Below are 18171 nucleotides of genomic sequence, written 5' to 3' on the forward strand. Positions count from 1 at the left end.
GTGCCGGTGACCAGCGGACGAATCTTGGGCCCACTAAAGCTCCTCGCGACACTCCTGTTCGCGAGTTCGCTGACCGTGTCGGGCTGCGGCTCACGCACGACCTCCGATAACGACACAGCCAGCACAGGGGCCACGTCGACGGCCACGAATTCTGCCGCCGTCAGGTTGCACGTGCTGGCCGCGGCATCGCTCCGGAAGGCGTTCACCGAAATCGGGAAGAATTTCGAGACCACACACGCGGGGACAACCGTTGAGTTCACCTTCGCCGGCTCCTCCGATCTGGTGACCCAACTCACCCAGGGCGCCGAGGCCGACGTGCTCGCCACCGCGGACTCGGCCAACATGGACAAGGCCTGGAAGGCGCACACCGTCATCAACCCTGTCGACTTCGCCGCCAATACGTTGACGATCGTGGTCGCTCCGGGTAACCCGAAGAGCATCGCCACCTTCGCGGACCTGGCGCGCCCCGGTCTCGATGTGGTGGTGTGCGCTCCGCAGGTTCCGTGTGGTGCGGCCACCACGACTGCCACCAAAGAGATTGGTGTGCAACTGAATCCCGTCAGCGAGGAGTCCTCGGTGACGGACGTGCTGAACAAGGTGATCGCCGGGCAGGCCGACGCCGGTCTCGTGTACGTCACCGATGCCAAGGCTGCCGGCGACAAGGTCACCACGGTCCCATTCCCTGAGGCGCGGACCATCGTCAACACCTATCCGATTGCGGTCACCGCGAATTCGCGTAACCCGGAGCGCGCGAACCAGTTCATTGAAACCGTCACCGGGGATGTCGGACACAAGATTCTGGCGGAGGCGGGGTTCGCCGCACCGTGACCCGGTCACCCGGCCTGCCCCGGTGGGTATACCTGCCGGCGGCCGTCGGGGCGCTGCTCATCGTGCTGCCGCTGCTGGCGCTGCTGGTAAAGGCCGACTGGGCTCAGTTCCCGGCGCTGGTCACAAGCCCGGCCTCGCAGGCGGCGCTCCTGCTCAGCTTGAAGACGTGCCTCGCCAGCACGGTGCTGTGCCTGCTGCTCGGGGTGCCGCTGGCCGTCGTCCTCGCCCGCGGGCCCGAACGGCTGACCCGGCTGCTGCGTCCGATGATTCTGCTGCCGCTGGTGTTGCCGCCGGTCGTCGGCGGCATCGCGCTGCTGTACGCCTTTGGCAAGCTGGGGCTGCTCGGCCACTACCTGGATGCGGCCGGTATCCGGATTGCGTTTTCCACCTCTGCCGTAGTCCTGGCGCAGACCTTCGTATCGCTGCCGTTCCTCGTCGTCAGCCTTCAGGGTGCGCTGGCCACGATGGGCGAGCGGTACGACCATGTGGCCGCCAGTCTGGGGGCGCCGCCCACCACCGTGCTGCGTCGCGTGTCGCTGCCGTTGGTGATGCCCGCACTGATATCGGGCACGGTGTTGGCGTTCGCGCGCTCACTGGGGGAATTCGGCGCCACCTTGACGTTCGCGGGATCCCGGCAGGGCGTGACGCGCACCCTCCCACTGGAGATCTACCTGCAACGCGAATCCGACGCACAATCGGCTGTTGCGCTCTCGCTGCTGCTGGTGGCGGTGGCCGCGGTCGTCCTAGCCATCGTCGGTGCGCGGACCTGGCGCCCCGGCGGGTGGCTGTGATGAGCGAACTGCGATTCGACGCCGGACATTCCGGACGCGGTGTGCATGCCGACTTCACGGTCCTACCCGGGGAGACACTGGCGATCGTCGGCCCAAACGGAGCCGGCAAGTCCACACTGCTCGCACTCATCGCGGGTCTGCTTCGACCCGACACCGGCGAGATCCGGCTCGGCGACCACGTGCTGACGAACTGCGCCACAAGCACTTTCGTCCCCACCCACCGACGACGGACGGCGCTTCTGCTGCAGGAAGCGTTGTTGTTCCCGCATCTGACGGTGGCGGCCAACGTCGAGTTCGGGTTGCGCAGCAGGCGACGCGGCCGCGACGAGGTCTCGACCACGCGGGATCACTGGTTGGAATCGGTGGGCGCGCGTGATCTGGCACGGCGTCGCCCCGGCGAGTTGTCCGGGGGACAGGCACAGCGAGTGGCCATCGCACGTGCGCTGGCGACCGAACCCGACTTGGTGCTGCTCGACGAACCGCTCGCCGGTCTCGACGCCGACAGCGCTCCTGCCATTCGGGCACTGCTGGGGCGGGTGCTGGGCCGTGACGGACAAAGTGCCCTGATCGTGACCCACGACATCATGGATGCCGTCGCCATCGCCGACCGGGTGATGGTGCTGGACGGCGGCCGCGTCACCGAGCTGGGTGATACCGCCACGGTCCTGGCGCGCCCGACCAGCCAGTTCGGCGCGCGGTTCGCTGGGGTGAACCTCGTCGACGGCACCGTGGGCGAGGATGGCGCCCTGCACGTCGGCGATTTGGCCATCCATGGTGTTTGGGCCGACACCGGAAGCCATTCGCGTGGCCAGCACGCCGTCGCGGTGTTCGGGCCCCGTGCCGTCGGCGTGCATCTGTCCCCGCCAGGAGGTAGCCCGCGCAACGTCATCCCCGTGTCTGTCACGACGCTTATCGCGCACGGTGACAGCGTCGTTGTAACGGCAACCGCCGGGACCACGATATTCACCGCACATATCACCGCGGCCGCCGCGGCAGAACTAAGGCTGACGCCCGATGCGCCGGCATACTTTGCCGTGAAGGCTCACGAGGTCGTCATTCAGGCGGCGTCATAGCTGGGGACGGGGATTTCGAGAGGAATCACATGTTTGCGTCTGAGCAACCAAACCCCCTGTCACCGCGCCGAATGATCTTGAAGTGGCGCCGCTGGCGGCTTTCGGCAAATCGGGCGCGCCGATTGCCGGTTAGGCTTGCACGTGCTCGACAAACCGGTACGTTCATGGACATGCAGCAACCACGGGCAACATCAGCAGCCAAGCGGGCGCAGCGGGCACGAGTAATAGCAGCTGCCGTCGCGGTCGCCTCGCTGTCCGGGGCAGGAGCCATCACGCTCGTCGCCGCACCGGCCAACCAGGCGCCGCCATCGGTACGCACGGCGGATATCCACCTGGTGACTACCGATGCGCCTCCGCCGCCCGCCCCGGGACAGCCGGCGCCCAACCCGGAGACGCCTACCACCGTGACCACGGCTCCGGCCTCACCGGCGCCCGGCACGCCCGCGCCCGCCGGGGCGCCTGCACCGGCAACTCCGGCACCCGCTGATGCCAGCCGCGTCAACAATGACCAGGGTGGCTTCAGTTTCGTTGTGCCCCAAGGCTGGACACCATCGGATGCACGCAGGCTGACCTACGGATCGGCACTGTTGACCAATCCGGCCGCACCGAACGGAAGCATCCTGCTGGGTCGTCTGGACCTCAAGCTTTTCGCGGGCGCCGAGCCCGACAACCAAAAGGCCGCCCGCAGACTCGCCTCGGATATGGGCGAGTTCTTCATGCCGTACCCGGGTAACCGCCTCAACATGGAAGATCAGAGCTTCGAGGTCGCGGGCATGCCCGCGGCATCCTCGTACTACGAGGTCAAGTTCGACGACGCCGCCAAGGACCCCGGCCAGATCTGGTCCGCGGCCGTGGGCAAGGGTAAAGACCGTTGGTTCATCGTGTGGCTCGGTACCTCCGCATCACCGGTGGACAAGGGCGTGGCGAAGGCCCTGACCGAGTCGATCCGTCCCTGGACCCCACCGACTCCGCCGACACCTCCGGCCGGGCAGCCGGTTGATCCCAACCAGCCGGCCCCGCCACCTGCGGACCCGAACCAGCCGCCGCCCCCGCCGGCCGATCCCAACCAGCCACCGCCACCGCCGGCTCCCGCGGCACCAGGTGCGCCGGCCCCCGAACCCGTTCCCGCGGGGCAGCCCGTACCCCCACCAGCACCACCAGCGCCCGGCGTCCCGGTCTGACATCCGGTAGGCGGCCAGTTCATGGATTTACATTCGCGAACCGCCGCTTTTCCTGCGGTATTCATCCGGAGGCATTCCGCTGTTAGACCTGAATTCGCGTCCCGGTACGGGTGGCGCAATACCCCACGCGCATTGTCGCGAGGGCTATCATCGATTTAGCTCACATTCGCTCAGCGATTTAGCAGGAGGATGAATGATCGACATTGCTATGACGGCAGAACTTCTCGCGCGCTCGACCACAACGACCAGCGTGGGGATCGTCGGATACCTGATCATCGGCGCGCTGGCCGGCTGGATCGCCAGCAAGATCATGGGCACCGACCAGCAGATGGGACTTCTTCTCAATATCGTTGTCGGCGTTATCGGTGCATTCCTCGGCGGATTTTTGCTGAGTTTCGCATTCAACACCGCTAGCGGTGGGTGGTGGTTCACCTTCTTCACCGCAATACTCGGGGCTGTAGTTCTCCTATTCCTCGTCAAATTGGTCACCGGGAAGAAGTAGCCCAACGCTTTCTCACGTTGCGAAAACGGCGATGGTGAGGAGGCTGTGACGCCCGGATAACCTCAGTGGAAGCATTCGGGAATCTGATTCACTCACCATGACAGGGTGACTGATCTCAGCGCGCCGCCCACCGCGCGCCGTGCCGCATGCTCGTATTGCGGTGTCGGCTGCGGTGTGGTGGTGCGCTCCGATTCGGGCCCAACGGGCTCGGGCCCGCTCACCATCGCGACCGTCGAGGGCGATGCGCTGCATCCGAGTAACCACGGCCGCCTGTGCACCAAGGGCGCCACCCACGCACAGCTGATGGCCACCGACGGGCGCATGACGACGGCGCATATTCGTCCCGCGCGCGGGTCGGAGCCTGTTCCCACACCGCTGGCGGCAACAACCACCGACGCGGGACGGCGGCTGCGCCAGATCCTCGACACCCACGGCCCCGATGCGATCGCCCTGTACGTGTCCGGTCAGATGAGCCTGGAAGCGCAGTATCTCGCCAACAAGCTCGCCAAGGGCTACATCCGCACCACACATATCGAATCCAACTCTCGGCTCTGCATGGCAAGCGCCGGCACCGGGTACACCCAATCTCTCGGTGCGGACGGACCGCCTGGGTCGTACTCCGATATCGAGCAGAGCGACCTGTTCCTCGTCATCGGTGCGAACATGGCCGACTGCCATCCGATTCTGTTCCTGCGCATGGCCGACCGGCTAGGCAGCGGAGCACGGCTGATCGTGGTGGACCCACGACGCACCACCACCGCCGAACGAGCCGATCTGTTCCTGCAGATCACTTCGGGTACCGACCTTGCCCTGCTCAACGGACTATTGCATCTGCTGGTCGAGAGCGGAGATATTGACCAGGAGTTCATCGCCGAGCACACCGAGGGCTGGCCGGGTATGCCGCAGTTCCTCGCCGCCTATTCGCCCTCCGCGGTCGCGGCCGTCACAGGGCTGGCCGAGGACGATATCCGCACCGCCGCGCGGTGGATCGGGGAGGCGCGCGAGTGGATGACGTTGTGGACCATGGGCCTCAACCAGAGCACCCACGGCACCTGGAATACCAACGCGATCTGCAATCTGCATCTGGCGACCGGGGCCATCTGTCGCCCCGGGAGTGGACCATTCTCATTGACCGGCCAGCCAAATGCGATGGGCGGCAGGGAAATGGGCTACATGGGGCCGGGGCTGCCGGGCCAGCGGTCTGTTAAGTCTGCCGCCGATCGGGCCTTCGTTGAGCAGCAATGGCAGCTGACACCCGGTTCCATCCGTGCGGAATTCGGCGCCGGTACGATCGACATGTTCGCCCAGATGGCGGCCGGGCACATCAAGGCGTGCTGGATTATCTGTACGAATCCGGTTGCCTCAGTGCCGAATCGGCAAAATGTGATCGACGGACTGCGCCGCGCCGAGCTGGTGATCACCCAAGATGCCTACCTGACTACGGCCACCAACGAGTATGCCGATGTCATGTTGCCCGCCGCCCTGTGGGCCGAGTCCGATGGCGTCTCGGTCAACTCGGAGCGCACGGCGACGTTGACCAACCGGGCCATCGATGCCCCGGGCGATGCCCGCCCCGACTGGCATCTGATCTGCGATATCGCCGCCGCGATGGGATTCGGGGATGCCTTCGACTACTCCTCGAGCGAGGAGATCTTCGAAGAGATCCGCGCATTCTGGAATCCGCGCACCGGATACGACATGCGTGGCGCGAGCTATGCCCGGCTTCGGCAGGGCCCGGTGCAATGGCCGTGCCCGCCGAGTGATTCGGGGGACTCTGCGGATAGACATCCGATTCGCTACCTGAACGACGGGGTCAGCCAGGACCTGCACGTCGACGAAAACGGCACCGTGCCGCGACTGGCGTTTCCCACCCCGTCGCGCCGAGCCGCGTTTCACGCTCGGGCGCACCGCGATCCCGCAGAACTTCCCGGTGACGAATACCCCATGATCCTGAATACCGGTCGTTTGCAACATCATTGGCATACTCTCACCAAAACTGGCCGCATCAGGACGCTCGATCGACTCCATCCGTCACCGTTCGTGGAGGTACACCCGCACGATGCCGTGACACTCGGAATCGTCGAGGGCGATATCGTCGAAATCGCCTCACGTCGCGGCAGCGCCGAGCTACCGGTGGTCGTCAGCGAGAATGTCAGGCGCGGCAGCTGTTTTGCCCCCTTTCACTGGAATGACACGCAAGGGCCGGGCCTGACGATAAACGCGGTGACCAACGACGCCGTCGACGCGGATTCGCTGCAGCCCGAGTTCAAGGTCAGTGCCGTCGCACTGCGCCCCACCGGGCGGACGGTCGTCGATGGAGCATCCGACTCGCAGGCACAAGCACTGGGGGACATAGCAATTCTGTGGACATCGCAGACCGGCAACGCCGAGACCGCGGCCATCTCGGTGCACGACCTCCTGGAAGCGGCGGGGATATCGGCCACACTGACCGCGATGGACGAATGCGACCCAGCCGATCTCAGCCAGGTCCGCACGGCATTGGTCATCGCCAGCAGCTTCGGGGAGGGCGGGCCACCCGATAACGGCGCGCGGTTCTGGTCCTCGCTCGCAGGACTCTCGGAGGGAACAAAACCCTTGAACCACATGCGTTATGCGGTGCTGGGATTCGGCGATCGTGCATACGCGGATTTCTGCGGCCACGCAAAGGCTCTCGACGCCCGGCTGCAGGAGCTGGGCGCCGTCCCGGTACTCGGCCGAGTGGATGGCGAAGCCACCAACCGATCGCTGGTCGCGTCCTGGACTGCGGATCTTCTGGAGGCGATCGGGGAGGGCACCGCCGCCAGCACCGAGACGGTCCGGCGGCTGCGCAGCGATGGGCTGCCCGCAGCCGCTCCGGAACCCTGCACCCGTGCCGCACCCATTCTGGCGGCGTTGTCGCACAACGAGATTCTTTCCGCGCCCGACTCCGATAAGGAAGTACGGCGAATCGAGTTCGACCTGTCCGGTCACGATGTCGATTACTCGGTGGGTGACGCGTTGGGAATCTATCCGACGAACCGCGAGGATGACGTCCGACGCTGGCTCGACGCAACCGGTTTCGACGGCGAGCTGCCGATCACGATCGACGGGGGCGAGCTTCCGTTGGCCACCGCCCTCGCCGAGCACTACGACATCTGTCGCGTTACCGACGATCTGCTGCGTTTCATTGCCGAGAGGCGCAGCGACAAGCCGACCATCAAGTTATTGCGTGGTCGCGATAGCACGGCACGTGAGCGGTGGTTGCAGGGCCGCAACGCCCTCGACGTGCTGCGCGAGTTTCCTATCCGCGCCGATATCGACGAATGGCAACAGGTTCTCATCCGGCTGACCCCGCGCCAGTACTCGATCTCGTCGAGCCCCCTGGTCAGCCCGCGATCCGTCGCGCTGACGGTGTCCATCGTCCGGTACCGCGGGCCGGACGGCTCAGCGCGCGGCGGCGTGGGCTCGACCTTCCTGGCCGACCGTGCGCAGCGACTTCCTGTCCCGATCTTTCTGCAGCGATCTCCGCATTTCCGCCCACCCGGTACGTCGGACACGCCGATGATCATGATCGGACCCGGAACCGGTATCGCGCCGTTCCGAGGGTTCCTACAGGAACGTCGCGCGCTCGGGCATACCGGACGCAACTGGCTGTTCTTCGGCGACCAGCACCGCGCCCAAAACTTCTACTACCGCGAGGAGCTCGACGGATTCCTACGCGACGGCTCCCTGCGTCGCCTCGATCTCGCCTTCTCGCGTGACCAGGACAAACGCATCTACGTCCAGCACCGCATGCTGGAGCAGGGGGCGCAGTTGTGGCAGTGGCTGTCCGAGGGCGCACACCTGTACGTGTGCGGAGATGCCAGCCGCATGGCTAAGGATGTCGACAACACATTGCTCACGATCGCCCAAAAGTACGGGCGGATGTCGGGGGAAGAGGCACTCGAGTTCCGTAAGGACCTGGTAGCCGAGAAACGCTACGTCCGCGACGTCTACTGATCGCTGCGGTGCCAACGCGACGCTATAGTCGCATTGCGCGATGGATCTCGCCGGGGCTTGTCCCGAACCGCCACTGACGGCTGATAGTTCCTGTGTTGATGAGACGTAACACGATGGGGCCCGCATGTGACAGGTCGATACCGCGAAGAGCGCAGCGAGTCCATGCGGCCCGTCCATCTGCGACCTGCGGCGCTGCTGTGGGTATTCCTCGGGGGCATGTGTGGGACCGGATTGCGGTATTGGTTCGAGCAGATGTGGCCGGCCTCAGGCGCTTCGTGGCCCTGGGGGACATTCGCGGCCAACCTATCCGGAGCATTCATCCTCGGCGCGCTCCTCGAAACCGTCACTCTGTTGGGATCCGATAGCGGCTGGCGTCAGCGCGCCCGGCTGTTCCTCGGGACTGGTCTCTGCGGCGCGTTCACCACGTACAGCGCGCTCGCGTTGGAGGTCAGCACGCTCACGCGCCACGGCTTTCCGGGCATCGGCCTGGGGTACGCATTGGTCAGCGTTGCGGCGGGTTTGGCCGCCGCGCTGGCCGGGATAGCCACCGCGGCAAGAGCACTCGCGCGCTATTCGGGGGGTTCCGGGTGATGGACATCGCCTTTGTCATGGCCATCGTCGTGGCCGGGGCCCTGGGCGCGGTATTGCGGTTCGTCATCGATTCGAGCATCAAGCATCGATGGACCCATCGGTTCCCCTGGACAACGTTGCTCATCAATGTCTCTGGGTCGGCACTCATCGGCGTGCTGGCCGGAGTGGTGATCTTCCACCACGCGTCATCCGATCTACTTGCCATCCTCGGAACCGGCTTCTGCGGCGGCTACACGACCTTCAGCACCGCCAGCGTCGAATCGGTGAGGTTGATCGAGCAGCGGCAATGGTCCCTCGCGCTGTACAACACATTTGGCACATTGCTCGGCACCATCGGGGCATGTGCCGCCGGGCTGGCGCTCGGGTGGCTGTTGGCGTGAGGATATAGCTATGGCCGAGTCGCCCGCGGTGCATCTGGTCGTCGGATGGGACAGGTATCCGCCGAGCACTGCCGCGCTGCACTTCGCGATCGATCTGGCCCAACGGCTCGACGCGTGCGTGCACATTGTGCACATTCTGGACATGGACGACGAACCGTTGGACCCCGACACCAACAGTTGGGAGTCCCAGGCGCCCACGGCTGTGGCCGCTGACGAGACCGCGGCTCGTGAAGAGCTCGCCGGCAGCGACGTGTCCTGGGAATACCACCGCGCGCATGGGCGTGCCGCAGCTGCGCTTCTCGCGGTGGCACAGCAGTACGAGGCACTGATGATCATTCTCGGGAGTCCGCGCGGAGGACCCGCATCTGCGCTCGACACTCTTCTCGGACAGTCGGTGTCACATCGCCTCATCGGCGCAAAGAGGGTTCCACTCGTCCTCGTACCCGCCATCTGACTGTTTGCGCATAGCGAACGTTTCTGCGGTAGCCTGGCGCGGTGCGTGGCAAATGCCGAACCGGGTCGACCGTCAGCCACGGTCCAGTCACGATCGACGGGGTGACAGTGGTATTACGCCCGCCCCGGCTGTCGGATGGCCCATCCTGGCGGCAAACCTGCTTGAGGTTTACCGAGAGGCTGTCACCAGCGTTCGGTCGCGATGATATGGACTGGGAGAACGCTCACTCACCCGTCATGTGGGCGTACACCTGGCGCACGGCCCTCGCCGATGCGAGGGCGGGTGGCGTCTCGTATCTTTTGGTGCGCATGGACGACGAGATCGAGCGTGTTGTCGGCCATTTCTTCATGGCCGGACGCGATCCCCGCACGGGCGGCGCCGAGATGTCGACCTGGGCCGCCGATGTTCCGCCTGCCGTGAGTGCGTGGGCGCTGCTGACTACCGTCCTATCCGCATTCGAGGGAAATCCCAATATCCCGTTTGTATTGGCGCCCGCCGCGGCATCAAATGTACGTGCGAACAGGTTCTTTGCATCGCTGGATTGGCTTCAGCTGCAGACACGTCGCGCGCTGCGCAGGTACGACGGGCAGGTATCTGACCATCACATATGGATGCTCGCGAATACATCCGAGGGTCGGGATGCGGTTAGGCACCGCTTAGCAGAAATTGCCTCTACCGAAAGACCTTTCACGCCCTCCGCGCACCGCACGCCAAGCCTGGAGTATCTCGTGGCATGGGGCAGACACCAGGCGATCCGCACCAAGCAGGTATGCAACGTCATGCTGCAATCAACTCCACGCCAGACCGCACTCGAAATCTCGCCCAACAGTGGGGAATTGGTGCGCATCGAGCCCACAGCTCAAGACCGATACCGCGTCTCGGTGGCCCAGCGTCCTTGCGGTTCGGTTGAGGTTCATTCCGATATTGGCACGTCGACAACGGAATTGGTGCCACGATTCAGCTCGTGGGCACCTGACAACGCCCGCGTATCAGCGATATCCGCACTTGCGAGCCATCTCGCAGACCGCCCGGATGGGTCTCGCCGGACGGTCGTTGCCGTCCGCGACATTGACACCTCGCTCGCGAATCGGCTTGCATCGCTTGGCTTTATCGACGAGGGCGAGGCGCCACCGACCCTGGGCGAAGTGGCTACTCCCCGGCGGATGTGGACGCTGCTCAGAATCCGCTAGTCACCATGGGCACGCGCGTAGGCCTCGGCCAACAGCGGCCGGATGACTTCAGCGAAGGTGCCCTCACCGGGATTGACCACGCATACCCACTTGGCGCCCCCGTATTCGGGATGCGGCAGGACTCGATCGAACTCCGCGTAGTCGATGTCGGCCGTCTCGTCGCCGGGCATCTCAACGACCCCGGCGAAGGTGTCACCACTGACGCCGATATTGAGCCGGTACACCGATGGGCGCGCCAGATCCGAGTATTTGTCGAACGCCTCATTCGACATCAGGGTGATGACGGGCACCTGCCGCTTGGTGCCGCCGAAGAAGAACCAATTCCCCTCGACGACCTCGTGCTGGAGGTCCGGGAAGGTCATGATGATGTACTCGATGATGGCTCCCTCATCCATGCCATAAACCTACCGGCCTAGGCTGCTGACATGTTGCGCGCCGGAATCGTCGTCACAGGCACGGAGGTCCTCACCGGGCGGGTGGCCGATGCGAACGGGCCGTGGCTTTCCGAACGTCTACGAGAAGTGGGAGTGGACGTAGCGCATATCTGTGTATGCGGAGACCGCAAAGACGATCTGACCGCACAGCTGACATTCCTCGCCGGTCAAGGTGTCGACCTCATCGTCACATCCGGGGGCCTGGGGCCGACGGCCGACGATATGACCCTGCCAACCGTGGCCGAATTTGCTGGTACCACACTGGTTTTCGATGCCAACCTGGAAACTTCCATCATGGATCGGCTACGGCCGATGGCGAACCGCTGGGAGAACGTCGACTGGGACGCGTTGCGTGTCGGCATCGCGAAACAAGCACTCGTTCCGGCGCAGGGGGAGGTGCTCGATCCGGTAGGCACTGCACCGGGCGCGGTCATGCACGCCGGCGGGGTAGTCATCGTGGTGCTACCCGGACCACCGCATGAGCTCCAGCGAATGTGGCCGTCGGCCGTCGGCTCCGAGCCCTTCCGCGTGCTCGTGGGGGACGATGCCGCAGCCATCGAACAGACGACTCTGCGCCTGTACGGCATCACCGAGCCGGATATCGCCGAGACTCTGCGCCTGGCCGAAGGCGAATTGGGAAACCTTGCTGCACTGGAGATCACGACGTGCCTGCGACGCAGCGAGGTGGAGGTGGTCACCCGATTCGAACCGTCCGACCGCCCGCAGTGGGACCGTCTCTACAAGTTCATCGAGACACGGCACGGCTCGGCCCTGTTCTCTTCAGACGGTACGACTGTCGACGAACTGGTGGCCGGACTTCTGCACGGTAGGCGCCTGGCCGTTGCGGAGTCATGTACCGCGGGACTGTTGGGGGCACGGATCGCCGATGTGCCAGGTTCCTCGGATTACTTCCTGGGCGGCATCATCAGTTACGCCAACGATGTCAAAATTGGCCAACTGCACGTAGATCCACAGTTACTCGCGAGCCATGGCGCGGTGTCGCCGCAAGTCGCCGAGGCCATGGCGGACGGCGCATTGACGACGTTGGCCGCCGATATCGCGGTCTCGACGACGGGTGTTGCCGGGCCCGGCGGTGGAACACCGGAGAAACCCGTGGGCACGGTGTGCTTCTGCGCCAAGACCGCGACCGGGGAGAAGGCCGAGCTCCGGATCGTTATCCCGGGAAATCGCAACCAGATTCGTGAGCGTGCCACCACCGTCGCGCTACATTTGCTGCGCCGGCTGTTGCAGGGTAGCCCTACTCCGTAAAGGGGGCGGCCTTGACCAGGAGCGGAAACGCCGCGTAGCGGGTCAGCCACGCCGCGCGGCCCTTCGGTACCGCGGCACCCTCTGCCGCCCAGGCTTTGAGCATGTGCCGCTTGAATTCCAGACGAGGGTGCCGCCGCAGCAGCTCCTCCACCCATGCGGGCTCGAGGTCCGACAACCGCAGCCCGAAAACATCCGTTCCTGCGCCCGCCGACACAAATCCTCCTGCGTCTGAAAGGTTTTCGCTGGCACCCAGGGTGATATGTGCAGCGATCGCCGCACCCACCGCCTGGGCACGGTCCTCGCCGACCCCTTGGTCCCGCACGAATCGGGCGGCACGCTCACCGCCGACCACGGCGAAGCATCGCCCCGGCGTCGGATGCTCAAGCTGTAGATCGTGCAACAAGCTCGCGACGTAAACCAGCTCGTCGTCGACCTGTACGCCGTCCAATGCGGCAAGCGCCTTTCCGAAAAAGTAGGTGCGGTAGGAGTGCTCGAGCACATGCGGAGTTACAGAGTCGCGCGCCTCCTGCTCCGCTGCAAACGCAAGTGCGGAATCGGGCACCGCGATCGATCCGAATTCGACTCGCCCCTGGCCACGGCGGCCTACCCGGGTCTTGACGGCATCGCCGACCATTCCGGGCAGCGCGCGAAACAAGCGTCCGAACAATACCCGTCGCTGGGCTGTCGAGACCTCTCCGCCGGTCCGGGTCGCCCACTGCCAGTCCAAGTCGATCGTCATCACCACCTCAGTCAAGGCCGATGCACCGGAAACAGCCAGTGGCAGAAATGCCACAGGTACTCGGATTCATGCCATAGTGAGGCATGGGCACCAAGACGGTGGCGGCACTCGCGCTCGACGGAGTCATCACCTATGACCTGGCGTGCGCCGTGCAGATGTTCCGGCGAGGACCGGGGCGCGCCGGGCAACCCGATGGTTTCGACCTGGTGACGTGCGGTCGCCGGCCCGGAACCGTCTGGACGCCAGATGGTTTCGCCCTAGAGGTGGAACAGGGCATCGACGCGCTAGAGACCGCGGATATCGTCGTCGTACCCGCGCGGGCTCCACATGACCATCCGCCGCCGGACGATGTATTGAACGCGCTGGTGAGCGCGCACCAACGCGGCGCCGTGGTGTTCAGCATCTGCCTGGGTGCGTTCGTTCTCGCTGCGGCGGGCCTGCTGGATGGACGCCCCGCCACCACACATTGGGAGTACTGCGACGATATGCGCAGGCTCTATCCGCTGGTCGATCTGCGACCCGAGGCGCTGTACGTGGACGATGGGGACATCCTCACGTCGGCGGGACTGTCCGCGGGCATGGACCTGTGCCTGCATGTCGTGCGACGCGAGCTGGGCGCCGCCGTGGCATCCGATTTGGCCCGCTGGAACGTGATGGCACCGCACCGAGATGGTGGCCAGGCGCAGTTCATCCCGCCCACCAAGACCTCTCACGATTCCGGCGGCCTCGGTCCGACGCTGAGCTGGGCGGCCGAGCACATCGCCGATATCGACGATGTTTCCTCACTCGCGCGGCACGCGCATCTGAGTCTCCGCACGTTCAACAGGCGCTTCGGCGAGGAGGTGGGGACCACGCCTAAGCGGTGGCTCGACGCGCAGCGCGCCACCCGCGCTCGCGAACTGCTCGAGAACACCGAAATGACCATGGAATCCATTGCGACACAATGCGGTTTTGGCAGTGTTACGGCCATGCGGACGCATCTGCGGAAGGTCACCGCGACAACGCCGAGCGCCTACCGCCGGGCGTTCCGACGGTAGGCGGTTCGTGGTCAGCGCACGACGTGTGGCATCAGAGCGTTGGGCGGAATGACACCGAAGCGGCCCGCCTGATAATCCTCCACCGCCTGAATCAGCTCAGCCTTCGTGTTCATCACGAATGGCCCGTAGGCGACCACACGCTCACGGATGGGTCGGCCGCCCAGCAGTAGCACTTCCATCGCCGGGCGATTTCCGTCCTGACCCGCATTGGCCTGCACCGTAATCCGATCGCCGGGCCCTAGTACGGCGAGCTGCCCCTGTTCGATCGGATGCCCCAGCGCGCCGACCGAACCACGTCCGGAAAGCACGTAGACGAGCGCGTTGAACTCCCGGTTCCAGGGCACGTTTATCCCGGCCCCGGGTTCAATGGTCGCGTGCGCCAGGGTGATTGGTGTGTGCGTACTTCCCGGACCGTGATACGGGCCGATGTCTCCGGCGATGATCCGCACCAGGGCGCCGCCGTCGGGCGAGCTCACCAGTGTGGTTTCCGTTCCCTCGATCGACTGGTAGGCGGGGGTCAGGAACTTGTCGCGCGCAGGCAGGTTGACCCAGAGCTGGATGCCATGGAATATTCCGCCGCTCTCCACCAATTCTGCTGGGGGAGTTTCGATATGCAGGATTCCCGATCCGGCCGTCATCCACTGGGTGGCACCGTCGTGAATGAGGCCGCCGCCGCCATGGGAATCCTGGTGCGCGAATCTCCCGTCAATCATGTAGGTGACCGTTTCGAAGCCGCGGTGCGGATGCCAATCAGTCCCGCGCGGCTCACCCGGTTCATAGTCGACTTCACCCATTTGGTCCATGTGGATGAATGGATCCAACTCTGCGGACGGCACGCCGCCGAAGGCACGCACGACGGGGAAGCCTTCCCCCTCGTATCCCCGGGACCCAGTGGTGATCGACCGCACCGGACGTTCGGTATCAGCAGGTTCGGGCGTAGGGATGCGTGGCAGGGTCAGGGTGTCGGCGGTAATAGCTGGCATGAGAACCTCCTCGTGGTTGTTCCGATACCTACTTAACCGGACTGCAGTCCGGTTTATTCCGACGAACGAACGGTCACCCCTTGATGCTCGGCGAGAGCAGTTGTCGCCGCAGCCGACACCGTCGCACCGGCGGCCCTCAGTGGCTCGGGACTGCGCAGCGCCCGGCTCAGGACGAAGGCGCCCTCCAGGCTGGTGATGAACCCCAGAATGAGGCTCCGGCACACCTCATGCGGGAGACCTGATCCGGCGATGCGTTCGGCCCCCTGGTCGATCCAGTCCGTGAATACGTCGGCCGTGGCGAGTCGCAGCGTTTCATTCGTGCTCGCCACCTCCAGTGCGATGGTGGCGATCGGGCAGGCATCGGTGTAGTCGGTGGCTATGAGATTGTCGGCCGCGGCCGCGAATGCGGCACGGATGGTGGACGGTAGATCGGGGCCGACTTCATCGAAGATCGCCAGCACCAGGTCCCGATACATCGCACCCGAGGTCCGGATGGCCTCGTCAGCTAGCTGCGCCTTACCTCCGGGAAAGAAGTGGTAAATCGACCCGAAGGGCGCGCCCGCGCTCTGCGCGATCTGCTTGAGCCCGGTACCGGTCATGCCCTGTCGGCGGAACAACTCACAGGTGGCGTCGACGATGCGGTCGCGTGTGTCGGCGGGCATGGTGCGTCCTTCCGGAGACTCTTGTGTCTGGTCCAAGGGCATTGTACGGTCCAATTAGAACGATCTATCAAGTTCGATCCTGCGATCGCGAAGGAACACGGCGATGGACAAAGCGCTCAAGTACCTGGCAATCCTGACCGGTGTGATCTGTCTGGCCATCGGCCTGTATCACCTCATCGGCGGCGCAGAAACGGTCATCGGCGGGGGAGACATCACCGCGAGCACCGACAGCCAGGAGAGATTCTTCGCCGGGCTGTTCGCCGTCTACGGTGCGACTTGGATCTGGGTTGCCCGCCAGTCGCCCATCCCCGGCGTCGCCATCCGGTTCCTGGCAGCCGGACTACTGGTGGGCGGGCTCGGCCGGGTGGCCTCCCTGATCGATAGGGGACAGCCGCACTCGTTCTGGATCGTCATGCTCGCCATCGAAATTGCCATTCCCGCACTATTTTTCGCCATCGCAGGGGCCGACGAGAAGGCGAATTCGGTTCAATCGGGGGCCGCACCGCGGTAGCAAAACCAATACGCGAGTTCAGATTTCGCGAACCGCTAGAGTGCGTACTACCGACAGCAGTTGCGCATACTCAGGTATTTCAGGAGGAATCTATGCGGTTCACCTTCGCCGAGGCGATGACCGATCCGTCGTACTACATCCCGTTGGCTCAGGCAGCCGAGGCGGCCGGGTACCACGGCATGACCATCGCCGACAGCCTGGCCTATCCCCACGAATCGGATGCGAAGTATCCGTACACTCCCGATGGGAACCGCGAATTCCTCGAAGACAAACCGTTTATCGAAGCGCTCACGCTGACGGCGGCACTCGGTGCGGTGACCTCGACACTCCGGTTCAACATCTTTGTCCTCAAGTTGCCGATCCGGCCGCCGGCGCTGGTGGCCAAGCAGGCTTCGTCCATCGCCGCCCTGACCGGCAACCGACTCGGCCTGGGCGTGGGGACGAGCCCCTGGCCCGAGGATTACGAGCTCATGAACGTGCCGTTCGCCAAGCGCGGCAAGCGTATGGACGAGTGCATCGAGATCATTCAAGGACTCACCACCGGCGACTATTTCGAGTTCCACGGCGAGTTCTACGACATTCCCAAGACCAAGATGTGCCCGGCGCCCACACAGCCGATTCCGATCCTCATCGGTGGACATGCCGATGCCGCACTGCGGCGCGCCGCGCGCTGTGACGGCTGGATGCACGGCGGCGGCACCGAGGATCTTGACGAGCTGTTGGCCAAGCTCAACCGGTTCCGCGCGGAGGACGGTACGGCCGACAAGCCGTTCGAAGTCCATGTCATCTCTCTCGACGGATTCACGGTCGACGGTGTGAAGCGCTTGGAGGACAAGGGCGTAACAGATGTCATCGTCGGCTTCCGCATTCCGTACATCGTGGGGTCGGACACCGAGCCACTGGATACCAAGATCAAGAACCTGGAGAGCTTCGCCGAGCGCGTCATCTCCAAGGTCTGATTCCGCGAGCAGACGCTTGTTGCACGCTCCACCCGGCGTTTCTGTGCAATAAGCGTCTGCTCGCCGGAAACAACGTTGACAGTTATTCAACGCGAGCGTTAAATATCAACCATCGGGTACTCCTACTGAGAACGAGGTGGTTCGGATATGAGCACACGTCCAAGCTTTGCGTCGGCGGTCGTCTATCAGGATCCGTCGGCAGCGCTGGATTGGCTGGAGAAGGCCTTCGGATTCGAACGATCCATGGTCATCACCGACAGCGAGGGCAAGCTGGAACATTCCGAAATGCGTTTCGGCGATTGCTATCTCATGGTGGGGTCGGAGTGGGACGAGACCGTGGCCAGCCCCAAATCCGTGGGCGGACGGTGTACCCAGTCGATCCATGTGCACCTCGACGAAGATGTCGACGCGCACTGTGAGCAGGCGCAATCCGCCGGTGCCGAGATCCTGATGCCGCCCACCGACCAGTTCTACGGTGACCGTGTGTACCGCGCCCGCGATCCCGAGGGTCACGTGTGGGCATTCGCGCAGACCATGCGGGCCGTGTCGCGTGAGGACGCCGAGAAGGCCAGCGGCCTGAAGATCGAGGGCTGGATTTGACGCGGCCCT

General features: G+C 64.5%; 19 protein-coding genes and 1 riboswitch. Of the genes, 15 read left to right on the top strand and 4 right to left on the bottom strand.

From position 1 onward, the window contains the following. The first annotated feature begins 6 nt into the window (after positions 1 to 6). From modA to MLB1_RS12640, 10 genes are all read left to right on the top strand, one after another. The gene (gene modA / locus MLB1_RS12595; protein ID WP_358149282.1) at positions 7 to 828 is read left to right on the top strand and encodes a molybdate ABC transporter substrate-binding protein; all 822 of its coding nucleotides are present in this window, start codon (positions 7 to 9) and stop codon (positions 826 to 828) included. Next, a complete protein-coding gene (locus MLB1_RS12600; RefSeq protein WP_180750144.1) occupies positions 825 to 1619 on the top strand; it encodes an ABC transporter permease in 795 nt (264 codons plus the stop codon). The genes modA and MLB1_RS12600 overlap by 4 nt, the downstream gene beginning before the upstream one ends. Beyond that, the gene (locus MLB1_RS12605; protein WP_180750145.1) at positions 1619 to 2692 is read left to right on the top strand and encodes an ABC transporter ATP-binding protein; all 1074 of its coding nucleotides are present in this window, start codon (positions 1619 to 1621) and stop codon (positions 2690 to 2692) included. Before MLB1_RS12600 ends, MLB1_RS12605 begins: the two co-directional genes overlap by 1 nt. Positions 2693 to 2862: 170 nt before the next feature. Then, entirely contained in the window at positions 2863 to 3873 is a 1011-nt protein-coding gene (locus tag MLB1_RS12610; RefSeq protein ID WP_180750146.1) for an APA family fibronectin-binding glycoprotein, read from the top strand. Between the two features lie 193 nt (positions 3874 to 4066). Further along, complete coding sequence (locus MLB1_RS12615) at positions 4067 to 4375, top strand: GlsB/YeaQ/YmgE family stress response membrane protein (RefSeq protein ID WP_180750147.1); 309 nt, start codon at positions 4067 to 4069, stop codon at positions 4373 to 4375. 105 nt (positions 4376 to 4480) lie between these two features. Further along, positions 4481 to 8353 carry a bifunctional nitrate reductase/sulfite reductase flavoprotein subunit alpha gene (locus MLB1_RS12620; RefSeq protein WP_180750148.1) on the top strand — a complete coding sequence of 1291 codons (3873 nt, stop codon included), beginning with the start codon at positions 4481 to 4483 and terminating at the stop codon, positions 8351 to 8353. A 27-nt stretch (positions 8354 to 8380) separates the two neighbouring features. Then, positions 8381 to 8453, top strand: a riboswitch (Fluoride riboswitch). A gap of 62 nt (positions 8454 to 8515) precedes the next feature. Further along, complete coding sequence (locus tag MLB1_RS12625; protein WP_180750371.1) at positions 8516 to 8944, top strand: CrcB family protein; 429 nt, start codon at positions 8516 to 8518, stop codon at positions 8942 to 8944. A gap of 17 nt (positions 8945 to 8961) precedes the next feature. Beyond that, positions 8962 to 9324, top strand: a complete 363-nt coding sequence (gene crcB, locus MLB1_RS12630) for a fluoride efflux transporter CrcB (RefSeq protein ID WP_180750372.1) — start codon at positions 8962 to 8964, stop codon at positions 9322 to 9324. Positions 9325 to 9334: 10 nt separating this feature from the next. Next, a complete protein-coding gene (locus MLB1_RS12635; protein WP_180750149.1) occupies positions 9335 to 9778 on the top strand; it encodes a universal stress protein in 444 nt (147 codons plus the stop codon). A gap of 206 nt (positions 9779 to 9984) precedes the next feature. Next, positions 9985 to 10968, top strand: coding sequence for a hypothetical protein (locus tag MLB1_RS12640; protein WP_180750150.1), 984 nt, complete (start codon positions 9985 to 9987; stop codon positions 10966 to 10968). Here MLB1_RS12640 and MLB1_RS12645 read toward each other — a convergent pair. Further along, the gene (locus MLB1_RS12645) at positions 10965 to 11363 is read right to left on the bottom strand and encodes a DUF6194 family protein (RefSeq protein WP_180750151.1); all 399 of its coding nucleotides are present in this window, start codon (positions 11361 to 11363) and stop codon (positions 10965 to 10967) included. The genes MLB1_RS12640 and MLB1_RS12645 overlap by 4 nt on opposite strands. 30 nt (positions 11364 to 11393) lie before the next feature. On the opposite strand from MLB1_RS12645, the gene MLB1_RS12650 reads away from it, so the two are divergent. Then, on the top strand, positions 11394 to 12671 hold the full coding sequence (locus MLB1_RS12650) for a competence/damage-inducible protein A (protein ID WP_180750152.1): 1278 nt from the start codon (positions 11394 to 11396) through the stop codon (positions 12669 to 12671). On the opposite strand, the gene MLB1_RS12655 is transcribed toward MLB1_RS12650, so the two are convergent. Next, complete coding sequence (locus MLB1_RS12655) at positions 12661 to 13464, bottom strand: HD domain-containing protein (protein WP_371750613.1); 804 nt, start codon at positions 13462 to 13464, stop codon at positions 12661 to 12663. The two genes, MLB1_RS12650 and MLB1_RS12655, sit on opposite strands and share 11 nt — an antisense overlap. 29 nt (positions 13465 to 13493) lie before the next feature. Here MLB1_RS12655 and MLB1_RS12660 point away from each other — a divergent pair, with 29 nt between their 5' ends. After that, positions 13494 to 14447, top strand: coding sequence for a helix-turn-helix domain-containing protein (locus MLB1_RS12660; protein WP_180750154.1), 954 nt, complete (start codon positions 13494 to 13496; stop codon positions 14445 to 14447). Positions 14448 to 14458: 11 nt separating this feature from the next. Here MLB1_RS12660 and MLB1_RS12665 read toward each other — a convergent pair whose 3' ends face one another. Both MLB1_RS12665 and MLB1_RS12670 read right to left on the bottom strand, forming a co-directional pair. Next, positions 14459 to 15430 (bottom strand): pirin family protein, encoded by a 972-nt coding sequence (locus MLB1_RS12665; protein WP_180750155.1) that lies wholly within the window; start codon positions 15428 to 15430, stop codon positions 14459 to 14461. Positions 15431 to 15483: 53 nt separating this feature from the next. Next, positions 15484 to 16092, bottom strand: coding sequence for a TetR/AcrR family transcriptional regulator (locus MLB1_RS12670; RefSeq protein ID WP_180750156.1), 609 nt, complete (start codon positions 16090 to 16092; stop codon positions 15484 to 15486). Between the two features lie 103 nt (positions 16093 to 16195). On the opposite strand from MLB1_RS12670, the gene MLB1_RS12675 reads away from it, so the two are divergent. From MLB1_RS12675 to MLB1_RS12685, 3 genes are all read left to right on the top strand, one after another. Further along, entirely contained in the window at positions 16196 to 16603 is a 408-nt protein-coding gene (locus MLB1_RS12675) for a DUF4345 domain-containing protein (protein WP_180750157.1), read from the top strand. Positions 16604 to 16695: 92 nt separating this feature from the next. Continuing rightward, positions 16696 to 17562, top strand: a complete 867-nt coding sequence (locus MLB1_RS12680; RefSeq protein WP_180750158.1) for an LLM class flavin-dependent oxidoreductase — start codon at positions 16696 to 16698, stop codon at positions 17560 to 17562. 147 nt (positions 17563 to 17709) lie between these two features. Beyond that, a complete protein-coding gene (locus MLB1_RS12685) occupies positions 17710 to 18162 on the top strand; it encodes a VOC family protein (protein ID WP_180750159.1) in 453 nt (150 codons plus the stop codon). Positions 18163 to 18171 lie beyond the last annotated feature (9 nt).

This window comes from Mycobacteroides sp. LB1, from assembly GCF_013449725.1.
In the GTDB taxonomy this organism is placed as follows: domain Bacteria; phylum Actinomycetota; class Actinomycetes; order Mycobacteriales; family Mycobacteriaceae; genus Mycobacterium.